We start from the raw sequence: 11,360 nt of genomic DNA, 5'->3' as shown, positions 1-11,360 counted from the left end.
GGACGACACTGCCTTCGTGACGCCGAATTCGGACACCCCCTACTCCTTTGCCATGCTGGATCTGCGGGCAGAGCCGGTGGTGATCACCGTGCCCAGGATGGCGAAGGATCGATACTTCGTCTTCCAGCTGATGGATCTTTACACCTTCAATTTCGACTACATCGGCAGCCGCACGACTGGCAATGACGGCGGCAGCTTCCTGATCGTCGGGCCGGGCTGGAAGGGGGAAGCGCCCAAGGGCATCACCAAGGTGATCCGCTCGGAGACCGACCTGGTCAGCGTGGTTGGCCGCACCCAGCTCTTCAACGCAGCAGACCTGGAGAACGTGAAGAAGATCCAGGCCGGCTACAAGGTGCAGCCGTTGTCAGCCTTCGCCGGGACACCAGCGCCGCCGCCGGCGCCCGCCATCGCATGGATCACGCCCACGCCGCCGGCGCAGGATCGGACGTCGCTGGAGTTCTTCAACCAGCTGGCGTTCCTGCTGCAGTTCGCGCAGCCGCCGCATCCAAGCGAGGCGGCCCTGCGCGAGCGCTTTGCCACGCTGGGTATCGAGCCGGGCAAGCCCTTTGATGCGAACCGCCTGCCGCCGCCGATGCAGGCCGCGCTCAAGGAGGGCATGGCCGAAGGGCAGAAGCAGATCGATGACAAGCGCGCCTCGCTGGGCGGCAGGACCGATGCCCTGTTCGGTAGCCGGGACTTCCTGAAAAATGACTACGTCGCCCGTGCGACCGGGACCCAGGTGGGCATCGGTGCGAACTCCCGCGAAGAGGCGATGTACCCCATCCTGGACAAGGATTCCGAAGGCCATCCCCTGGACGGCAGCAAAGGCGCCTACACCCTGCGCTTCGCCAAGGACCAGCTGCCGCCCGTGGATGCCTTCTGGTCGGTCACCATGTACGGACTGCCGCAGCAGCTGCTGGTCAAGAATCCGATCAACCGCTATCTGATCAACTCGCCGATGCTGGCTGGATTGAAGAAGGATCCTGACGGTGGGCTGACGATCTACATCCAGGCGGATTCGCCCGGCAAGGAGAGGCAGGCCAATTGGTTGCCCGCGCCCAAGGGACCGTTCGTGATGTTCATGCGCTACTACCGTCCCAAGCCGGAGTTGCTGGACGGCCGCTGGACCACACCCGAAGTGATCAAGACGCCGGACGGCACCAAGCAGTAATTGCGCTCATCTGCAGCGAGGCGAGCATAGCAGAACTACCCCTCCAGCATTGCCAGGATCGGATTCTATGGCGCTCGAGCTTTCTTATGCCATCACCAATCAGGAGACCCTCTCATGACCGTCATAGCAAAGCTGATGGTCCTCGGCTGTGTGCTCCTAGCCGCCGAAGCTGCCGCGCAGAGTGCAGCTCCTGATGTAGGAGCGTCCAGCGACGACATCGCCCGCAAGCTAGCAGATCCCGGCGCGGCATTGATCTCCGTACCCTTCCAGTACAACTACCTGGGCTCGGTGGGCCCGGGAGGGGACTTTCACAACCAGCAGCTGAAGATCCAGCCAGTGATACCCTTCGTTGGGGAGAACGGCAAATTCATCCTACGGCCTATACTGCCGCTGAGCTGGAACCAGTTCCCCGAAGACAAACACGGCACCGGCGATTTGTTCGTGCAGGGATATTACATCCCCAAGACCGCCGCCGAGGCGGGTGGCACAGAGTTCGGTTTTGGTGCCGCCGCGTTGCTCGATACTGCCTCACACAACAGTCTGGGCACCGGAAAGTACTCACTGGGACCAGCGTTTATCGTCGTCCACAAGACCAAATCGTGGACGGTAGGCGCACTGGCCAACCACATCTGGTCGATTGGTGGCGATAGTGACCGCGACGATGTCAGCAGTACCAGCGTGCAGCCCTTCGTTACCCGTAACCTGCCCGATGGCTGGTCGCTCAGTTTCACATCGGAGACCAATTACAACTGGAAAGCCGCCAGTGGCGATGCGTGGACCGTTCCATTAGGCGCCACCGTTTCCAAGGTTCTGCGCTTCGGGCACACCCCGGTAAGCCTGGGCATAGGCGGGTTCTACAACGTGGACCGTCCGCAGTACGCCAGTCGATGGACAGGGCGCTTTTCGGTCACTCTTGTTTTCCCCGAGTAACCGACGTCGCTCCGTTGTGTTCTGCTACCGTCCCAGCGACTTGGGGGCTCTCTGGGTGTCCTAGCTGTTGAGTAGACTGCCCGTAGCCTTGTCGGTACTTGGCGCACCGCCGACCCAAGCGTGGAAGGCTTCCGCTGAGACACGAAGGCCCCCAAGTTGGGGCCTTCGTGTCGATCAGGCTCTCAGGCCCCGCCGCTCATAAGTAGCAGCTAGAGCGCCCGCTTTTGCACAGCGGGGCAATTGCTAATCCCTGCGTCACTGCGGGGAGCCGCCAGATGAGTGAGAGTCGGGACGTGCGGCGGGTCATCTCGGCAATCACATAAACATGCGCTTTTATGCGAAGGGGCGATGGATCCGGCGAGGCTGAAGCAGATGGAGAAGAAAAGTGCGATCAAAGCCGGTGTTTTCATCGAGGCGCAGTGCGGTGAGGTACTGCTTCTTGTATGACATCCTCAGGCGACGATCGCTGTAAGTCCAGAGCCGCCTGATGTCCACGGCAAACACGACGCGGGCTTGGTAGCGGCGCTGCAAACTCCCGACATGCGCTCTCCGTCTTCGTCACCAGTTCCAACGCATGCCCACCTTGCTGTTCCAAGATGTCTCAGCGCCGTTGAAGCTCCACGTGTAATCCACGTCCGCGAACAGGTAGCCGGTATCACTTACCTGCCACGTACCCCCCAGGCCGACCTCGCCCCAGCTGTCGCCGAGATCAGCCGTAAAAGGCACATACCCTGTCGCGCTGGAGAACTCTGTCCTGGGCGATCCGTTGAACTCGTGCCAGGCGTTCAGGCGAAGCCACGCATCGCTGGCCCGGGCGCCGCCGTTGCGGCCCTGGCCACTGCCGATGCGGTTGAGCCGGATGCCCAACCTGCCCACCGTGGAATCGCCGTCACTGTAGCGTACGCGCGCGATGTCATCGACCAGGTCGTCGACGTCCACGCGCTGCCAGATCACCTGCGCCTGGGGTCCGATTCTCCAACCGGTCAGATCTTCCGCGGTGTCACCCGAACCCAGGGCGAAGGGCCACCCGCCCTCCAACGAAAGAACCGTGCCATTGCCGTTGGTGAAGGTGTCGGGCAACCGTGTCGATCGCGCGCGCAGGTCATATGACGTGTATTGGGCCACGGCATCCAAGTAGCCGCCGCGGGCGTTGAACCCGGTCCAGTAGGCGCCGATCGTGCGGGCATCGAACTCGTCGCTGCCGGCGTGGAAGTCATGATCCAGGATGTTGTGGCGAACGTCTCCCTTGCCCTTGCCGTAGGCCAGGTAGCCACCTGCGTGCTGACGGTTGCCCTCCGAGTCGATGGAGCGGTAGAAGTCCAGCCCGATTTGAAGCGCTTGGAATCGGTAATCGAAGCCCGGGCCACGGTTTCCGTAGATTCCCTGGTTCCCGCCGTCCCGCTCGCCGTCGTGGGCCAGCACTCTCACCCATGCGCCATTCAAGCCGGTCCGGTCTTCGTCCAGATCGGTGCGCTGCCTCAGCAGGTGTTGGTCACCGACGCGCTCGTGCAGGGTGTCCACCAGCGCCCGGCCATACAGCGCGGACATGACCGGCAAGGCGGCGGCAAGCGACACCTCTTGCCGATATGCAGGCGTCGGTGGCACCGGTGGCATAGGGGGTGTCGGCGGCGGAACGGGCGGAGGGTCTGGCGGTGCCGGGCACGGCGGGACCGGAGCACCGGGGGCGGCGCAGTCGATTGTCGACCGCAGGAACCAGCTGTTCTGGTTGTCGGCCGAGCCGACGCCACTGGCACCTCCGCGGTAAAGGAAATACTCATACGGCCCGGCCACGACCGGGGCCGAAAGTGCGAATGTGTCAGCGGCTGTGGTCGCGTTGATCGCTTGGACCAACAAGATGCCGTCAGCGGCGGTAAGCGCGCCTACCCCGCCGGTGTTTCGCACCTGGATGGTGCCCGGCCCCGTCCCTGTGCCATCGAGGATGACCAGGCGATCAGAGGGCGAGTCATCGGCAGCGAGCCAAGCGTTCATCGCCAGCGTCCCATCGCCGGCATAGCGGTTCACGGTAAGCGTCTTGTAGCTGCTGGCCAATGTGGGTGAGCCGACAGGGGGAGCGAAATCGATCACGCTGGGGTCGTTGACCAGGTCGGTCAGCACCGACGAGCCGGTGAGGAACCACGTGCTGTCGATGAGCGTGACTGAGGACGTGCTGCCAAGGGCAGTCTGAGCGGAGCCTGTCAGCGTGGAGCGGGCGATGGTCAGGATGCCATCGGCCGCCGCGGAGCCGCCGGCAGCGGGGCCCACGTCCAGCCATTGCCCACTGCCACCTACCTGGGTATCGCTTAGATCAACCAACGCCCCAGTCCCGTCTATGGTCACCGTGCCGCCTTGGGCATTGCCCAGGCTCCCGCGGGCGAACCGGACTGAGGCATCTGCTCCCGTGAGCAACAGCGCAGGCACGGCAGCACCAGTAGCCGCAGAGTTCACCACCACGTTGGTCGCGTCCAGGGTTGCTGCATCGCTGACCTGGATTACCGGGGCGCCCGCCCCACCACCGCTGGCAGTCCCTCCACCCGACAGCACTGCGCTCGTGCCGCTGCCGTTCGCCGAGAGAGCGGTGCCGGGACCGGAGACGGCGATGCTGCCCGCATGGTTGAAGACAGCAGCATTGGTGAGGGAGATGCCGGTGCCCGTTGAGCCACTTGCCGAGACGGCCAATGACGAACCCCCGGCACCAGTAAACGTGCTTGCATCCAACTGGATGGCCGTCGCCGCGTTTTGTCCGACGCCTACCCGAAGCGTGCTCCCGGACTGAAGTTCGAAGGTGCTTGCGGCGATGCCGTTCAAGCCGAGATCACCGCCCGTGATGTCCGGAGTGCCCGGGCCAAACACGACGTCTCCAGAGTCGTTCCGAATGCCGACAGACCCTGCTCCGGTCGCAGTGATAGCACTGGTTCCATCGATGGTCAGGCTGGTGCCGTCATGCATCAGGGCACCAAAGCTGTTCGCGCCCGCTGAAACCGTCGTGTTCGTAAGGCGCCCGACAGCGCCCGTGGCCATGAACAGGCCCCAGCTTCCGGTGCCGACCTTGAACTGGCTGTCGGTGGCGGTGAGGCGGGCCGGTGCGAGTGCGCCATTGCCCCACCACCCCACGCTGTCATTGCCGAGCGTGATCGAGCTGCGGAGGACATTTGATCGGGAGCCTGCGATGGCGCCTGTGTAGGACCCGGCGAAGTAGTTGTAGATGCCGAGCGAGTAGCTGCCTGCGGTAATCGTGCTGTCGGTCAGGTTCAACTCGGCCTCGCCCCCGACCAACGCTCCACGGGTCCGGCCGGTGCCAGCGATTCCATCGCCCAACGTGACGGTCATGTTCGACGCATTGATCTGGCCCAGAGCACTTTGACCCGGCAGACCGCCCCCAGGTCCGGAGTTGGTGATCTGGAACGCGGTGGCCAACGTGGTGGGCAGGTTGACCACCGTGCCGTTGGCGTTGACCACACCGCCTCCGAACGCCGTCAGCGCTGCGAGGGTCATGGTCGGCGAGTAGGTATTGGCGGGATTGAGGCCCACTACCGTCCCCGCCCCCAGGTTGAGCACGCCCCCCGTGGTCGCGATGGCGTTGGCCAGGGATTGGGGTGCCATGTAGATCGTGGTGTTGGTGAACGTGCCGGTTGCGACCGCATAGGCGCCATCTGGCCCACTGAACACGGTGATTGGGCTGAAGAAGCCCGCGCCGCCGGTCGGTATCTCGGCCACGATGTTGTAACCGTTGAATGTGGCCGTGGTGCCATACCCCACCCGGACCACGTCCCAGGTCGTCCCGGGGATTGTTGCATCGGGTAGCTCGTGAGCGGCTCCATCGCACAGCGATACCACGCGGGGGGTGGTCTGGATGCCTTGACAGCCAACCCCCTCTGACGGTGCGGTCAGCAGCGTCGTTCCCGACAGCGTCGGCAAAGGCTCCAAACCATCGTCCGGGGGCGGGGCCGCGAATGTTGCGTAGCTCATGAAGCACGCGGATGCCAACGCGGTCAGCCGCAACGCCTCTCGAGAGCGCCCCCGGACATCCCCCGTCCCTATTGCCATACCCATCGGCTTAGATGACATGTCGAGCTCCACTTGGGAACATCGAGTCTATTTTTGCCTCCCGCCACGCGCATCCGCACAACTGCCGGTTATTCGCCAGTATGTTTACTGATTTCCGGTGTGCCAACCAGCTCCTACACGCCACTCAGAGACGAATCGTGAGCACCCTAGCCATGATAACGATCCCTAATCACCCACGACGACCGCATATCCGCTTTCGGCCAAGAGACGACGTGCACAAGATTTGGCTCAGTAGGAACAGTGACGTAGATCAAGTGCAAGTTGAGCTGGTTCGCGGATCCCCGCCCGCCGCCCGCCGCCCGCCGCCCGCCGGGGAGGATCACTGGTCAGAGCGAGAGGCTCACTGGTAATGGTTCGATTTTCGCCACGAACTCAGTGACGATGCAGCCACCCTGCCCGCAAAAGTGGCGCGTTTGACCTGTTGAGTGTGCTATTTCTTCACGATGTAGCTATAACGCCCGCAGTTGTGCGCCTTTGCCTTCGGTAACATTGTCAGTGGCTGAGCTATGAGGCTGGAGCTGTTGTCCGGTCTCCAGTCACTCGCAATGAATACCTTGCAATGACCAGGCTACCTGCTCTCGCCTTTTTAGCGTAGCGGTTGCTCGAAATGAATTCGGCACCTGCCAAGCCTACCGAACATGGTCCTTCGTTGATTTGGGCTGCACCACTCTCATTGAGGCAGAGGCAAATGGAGAACTTGAGCACCTTTGCTCAGATGAGCATCGTTGCTGGCATCGTCTTGTCGTTTCCGGTTTCTGTAGTGATCGTGGTCCTACTGGTCGTTCGCTCATATAGCCGGTCCGAAGCAAGTCGCCCACCCAAGCGCAGAAGACGACCGCGGCGACGCGCTAAAGCGCGTTATGCGACAAAGTGGCCTACGAAAGCTGCTAACGATGATTGAAGCTGCCGCGTCCACTCATCAGGAGCCTCGATGGAGCAAACCACTGCAGCGGCCAGACCAGCCATGTGGAGCTTGCTCAAACCTAGGGCAGTAGCAAGCCCGCGTTCAGGCTAGGGTTCGCTCCCCCATAGTCTGTGCAGGCTCGCTCCCCCATAGTTTGTCCAATCCGCACGAACTATGGGGTCATGGCTATAAGATACCGCCGATAAAGTTCCTTGAAATACCCTTGTATTTATGTACTGCTCAGTTTGATATTCAGGGCTAATTGGGGTGACTAACGGATAATTCACACCTGTCGCCAGCAGCGATTTCCCCTCCCCTCTGCTGGCGGACAAAACCAAAAAATAAAAAGGTGTCCCCGATGATGAAGACTTCCCTGCTTGCCCTGGGTCTGCTCGCTGCACTGCCGTTCGCTGCTTCGGCAACCGACGGCCTGTCGTACAACTATGTTGAAGGCGGCTACGTGAACACCGATGCCAAGGGCGGCGACGCCGATGGTTGGGCGGTGAAGGGCTCGGTCGCCGTGGCGCCGAACTTCCACGTCTTCGGTGATTACAACGCGCAGGAAACCAAGCGCGGCAGCAATGATGTGGACCAGTGGAAGGTCGGTGTCGGCTACAACTACGGCATCGCCCCGACCACCGATCTGGTCGCCCGCGTTGCTTACCAGAAGTTCGATCCGAAGCACGGCCTGGACTTCAACGGCTACTCGACCGAAGTCGGCGTGCGCAGCGCGTTCACCCCGAACTTCGAAGGCTACGTGATGGCCGGTTACGAGGATTACAGCAAGAAGCACGGCATCAACCCGGACGGCGAGTTCTACGGCCGCGTCGGCGCCCAGGCCAAGCTCAACCAGAACTGGGGCCTGGCTGGCGAAGTGAAGCTGGCCAAGGGCGGCGACAAGGAATGGTTCGTCGGTCCGCGCTTCACCTGGTAATACGCGATACGCAACACCGCGGTACGTTGTTGGATGGCGCGGTCTCTCTCCCCTGCGCCATGAAGCCCGGCTCACGCCGGGCTTCTTTTATGCAGCACCTGGCGACACCCTCGTCGGTACGCCACGAAACAACCCGGCCACGTGCCGGGTTTTTTCGTTCTGGCGCTGAAAAAAAACCCCGGCGCTTGCCGGGGTTTTTCATGCGTCACTTGAACAGCGTGTCCGGATACTCCGGCTTCTGTTCGCGTGCCAACAGCGCACGCAATCCTTCTTCCGGGGTCTGCTCACCGTGCAGCACGGCGCGCACCCGGTCGGAGATGGGCAGGTCGATGCCGTGACGCCGCGCCTGGCGCATCACTTCATCGGCGGTCTGCACCGACTCCACCACCTGGCCGATCTCGCGCACGGCATCGTTCAACGATTGCCCGCGGCCCAGGGCCAGGCCCAGCCGACGGTTGCGCGAAAGATCGCCGGTGCAGGTCAGCACCAGATCGCCCAGGCCGGCCAACCCCATCAGGGTTTCCGGCTTGGCGCCGATCGCGGCGGCCAGCCGCAGCATTTCATTGAGGCCACGGGTGATCAGGCCGGCACGGGCGTTGAGGCCCAGCTGCATGCCATCGGCGACGCCGGTGGCCACCGCCAGTACGTTCTTCATCGCACCGCCGAGCTCGGCACCGACCATGTCATCGCCGGTATAGGCGCGGAACGCCGGGCCGTGCATCGCATCGGCCACCTGCTGGGCGAAGTCCGGCGCGTCACCGTGCACGGTGATCGCGGTCGGCAGGCCCTGGGTGACTTCCTTGGCGAACGACGGGCCGGTCACCACCGCCAGCGGCACGTCCGGCCCGAGGACCTCACGTGCTACTTCGTGCAGGAACCGACCGGAGCCGGGTTCGAAGCCCTTGGTCGCCCACGCCACGCCGGCATCGGCCGGCCGCAGCGGTGCCAGCGCACGCACGGTTTCACCGAAAGCGTGCGACGGCACCACCACCAGCACCCAGGCCGCGTCCTTGACGGCAGCGGCGAGGTCGGTGGTCGCGCGCAGCGACTCGGGCAGCGGGATGCCCGGCAGATAACGGGTGTTCTCGTGGCGCTGGTCGATGGCCTCGACCATCGCCGCATCGCGCCCCCACAGCACGGTCGGGTGACCGTGCCGCGCAAGCAGGCTCGCCAGGGCGGTGCCCCAGGAGCCGGCGCCGAGAACCGCGATTTTGTCTGCGTGGTTGCTCATCCGTACGACCGCAGCGCCGATCAGGCGTTGCCGGCCGGCTCGGAATCGGCGAGCGAGGTCTCGCCCTGTTCCTGGCGCTGGCGCAGGGTTTCGGCGTACAGGCCTTCGAAGTTGATCGGCTGCAGGAAGAACGGCGGGAAGCCGCCGGCCTGGATCAGCTCGCTCACCAGCGAACGCACGTACGGGAACAGGATGTTCGGGCACTGGGTGCCGAGCAGCACATCGATCGACTGCGGGTCCAGGCCGACCAGGCCGAACACGCCGGCCTGCTGCACTTCGGCCACATAGGCGGTCTTCTCGCCGGCCTTGCAGGTCAGGGTCACGGCCAGCACGACTTCGAAGGCGCTCTCGCCCAGGCGCTGCACGCGCTGGTTCAGGTTGAGCTGCAGTTCCGGCTGCACGGCGTCATTGAAGACGGCCGGAGCGTTCGGCGATTCGAACGAAACGTCCTTGACGTAGATCTTCTCGACGGTGAACGAGGGACCGGTAGCGGCGTCGACCGGCGCGACGGCGCCGTTGGTGTTCTCTTCGGACATTTCCTGTTGCTCCAAAAATGAATGCTGTAAAAACGGATTGTTACATGCCCTGCGATGGGGGCGCTGTGCGCCGCGCACAAGGCGTGCGCTTCACTCCGAGGGGAATCAGTTGCGGCCCTTGACCAGCGGCAGCTCGGCCTGCTGCCACGCCGGGATGCCACCGTCGAGCACGCTGACCTGGGTGAAACCGGCCTTCTTCAGTGCCTTGGCCGCGGTCTCGGAGGCATTGCCGCTGCGGCAGACCAGCACCACCGGGCTCTGCTGCGCCTTGGCCACCAGCTTGTGCTCCGGACCGAACTGGGCCGGCTGCACGTTGCGGCTGCCGGCGATGTGGCCCTTCTCGAAATCGCTGCTCGAGGACAGGTCGACCACGATGGCGCCACCGGCATTCATCAGCTGGGTCAGTTCAGCCGGCTTGAGCGACTTGAAGCCACGGAACAGGCGGCGGACTTCGGTCACGATGATGGCCACGGTCAGGCCGACCAGGGCCATCGACAACATCGGGTTTCGGCCGGCAAAGGCCAGCAACTCTTCGTAATTCACTAAGATCACGGGTCGATAAGCGGGCGCCGATTGTCGCACATGCGGGCGAATCGGCGTCCAGCCCCGTGCGGGCGGGCCTCAGCGGTCCTGCCAGAGGTCCGGCAGGCCGTTGGCCTGGAGCCAGCGCTTGTCCTCGGCGTCCCAGCGCCAGATCTCCCGCACCCGCACCGTCCGCTCGGACTGGGTGTTGTTGTTGATCACCCGCACCTCGGCCGTGCGCCCGACCCGGCCGTCGGGCATGGGCACGTTGTCGCTGGCGCGATAGCTGGAGATTTTGACCTGCTCGAAGCGGCGCAGCTCCAGATCGGTCATCGGGTGGGCCTTGGCGTATTCCGGATCCAGGTACGGCAAGGCATCCTCGACGGTGCCCCAGCGCATCGTGGCGTCGTACTTGACCTGGGTTTCCTCCAGCGCCTTGCGCTGTTTCCTGGTGGTCTTCTGCTCGGCGGCCAGCGCGGTCACGCTGGTCAGCGCGAACAAGGCGATCAGCAGGATCTGAAGCGTACGGCGCATGCGAATTCCCCACTAGGCAAGGCGCCCATCCTACCGCCTGGCGAAGGCCACGAAACGGCCGCTCAGTTCAGCGGCCGCCTTGTCGCCGTCGCCCGGCTGGCGGGCGGTGAGGCTGATGCGCGCCTTGCCGCGCTGGGCGAAGGTGGCCAGGAAGCTGTCCCAGTCGGTTTCCGCATCGGCCTGGGCCTGCGCGTGCAGATCGCCGTACACCGGCGCGAGGTAGCGGATGTGGCTGTCGGCCACGTAGACATCCGCATCGAACCCGGCCAGGCGCAGCCGCAGCGTCACCAGGGCCCAGCCGGACAGGGTCAGGGCCGAGGCCAGGCTGCCGCCGAAGGCGTTGCCCTTGTCGTTGACGTTGGCGGCCAGCGGGGCATGAATGTGCAGGACACCGTCGCGATAATCGTGGACACGGATCTGCATGGCCGCCACCGGCGGCATGGCATCCAGGACATGCTGCAGCGCGGACAGCTGCGCCGGCAGGGAATCGGTTGCGGACATCTGGCTGGTCACGTCACATCGAAGGGCTCGCA

At 63.7% G+C, this 11,360-nt stretch carries 9 protein-coding genes; 3 read left to right on the top strand and 6 right to left on the bottom strand.

The annotated features are described in order from the left end of the window. Positions 1-1,171: DUF1254 domain-containing protein (locus ABE434_RS16805; protein ID WP_346479629.1), on the top strand; the 1,171-nt coding region annotated here is incomplete at its 5' end. A 114-nt stretch (positions 1,172-1,285) separates the two neighbouring features. Next, positions 1,286-2,101, top strand: a complete 816-nt coding sequence (locus tag ABE434_RS16800) for a hypothetical protein (protein WP_346465372.1) — start codon at positions 1,286-1,288, stop codon at positions 2,099-2,101. 558 nt (positions 2,102-2,659) lie between these two features. Here the strand turns inward: ABE434_RS16800 and ABE434_RS16795 are convergent. Continuing rightward, entirely contained in the window at positions 2,660-6,166 is a 3,507-nt protein-coding gene (locus tag ABE434_RS16795) for an autotransporter outer membrane beta-barrel domain-containing protein (RefSeq protein ID WP_346465370.1), read from the bottom strand. Between the two features lie 1,265 nt (positions 6,167-7,431). Between ABE434_RS16795 and ABE434_RS16790 the strand changes: the two genes are divergently transcribed. Continuing rightward, a complete protein-coding gene (locus ABE434_RS16790; RefSeq protein ID WP_172407593.1) occupies positions 7,432-8,004 on the top strand; it encodes an Ax21 family protein in 573 nt (190 codons plus the stop codon). A 205-nt stretch (positions 8,005-8,209) separates the two neighbouring features. Here the strand turns inward: ABE434_RS16790 and ABE434_RS16785 are convergent, their stop codons facing one another. From ABE434_RS16785 to ABE434_RS16765, 5 genes are all read right to left on the bottom strand, one after another. Beyond that, the gene (locus ABE434_RS16785; protein ID WP_088434819.1) at positions 8,210-9,235 is read right to left on the bottom strand and encodes an NAD(P)H-dependent glycerol-3-phosphate dehydrogenase; all 1,026 of its coding nucleotides are present in this window, start codon (positions 9,233-9,235) and stop codon (positions 8,210-8,212) included. A gap of 20 nt (positions 9,236-9,255) precedes the next feature. After that, entirely contained in the window at positions 9,256-9,771 is a 516-nt protein-coding gene (gene secB / locus ABE434_RS16780; protein WP_019184891.1) for a protein-export chaperone SecB, read from the bottom strand. A 105-nt stretch (positions 9,772-9,876) separates the two neighbouring features. After that, positions 9,877-10,314 (bottom strand): rhodanese-like domain-containing protein, encoded by a 438-nt coding sequence (locus tag ABE434_RS16775; protein WP_176990234.1) that lies wholly within the window; start codon positions 10,312-10,314, stop codon positions 9,877-9,879. A gap of 78 nt (positions 10,315-10,392) precedes the next feature. Beyond that, positions 10,393-10,827: a hypothetical protein gene (locus ABE434_RS16770; RefSeq protein ID WP_176990235.1), complete on the bottom strand. Its 435-nt coding sequence runs from the start codon at positions 10,825-10,827 to the stop codon at positions 10,393-10,395. Between the two features lie 30 nt (positions 10,828-10,857). Then, the gene (locus ABE434_RS16765) at positions 10,858-11,328 is read right to left on the bottom strand and encodes a YiiD C-terminal domain-containing protein (RefSeq protein WP_179460545.1); all 471 of its coding nucleotides are present in this window, start codon (positions 11,326-11,328) and stop codon (positions 10,858-10,860) included. Positions 11,329-11,360: the final 32 nt, after the last annotated feature.

It is taken from the genome of Stenotrophomonas sp. TWI1183, from assembly GCF_039673115.1.
GTDB classification, from domain to species: domain Bacteria; phylum Pseudomonadota; class Gammaproteobacteria; order Xanthomonadales; family Xanthomonadaceae; genus Stenotrophomonas; species Stenotrophomonas maltophilia_AA.
Note: the sequence above shows the minus strand (reverse complement) of the source record. Positions and strands in the feature narration are given on the sequence as shown.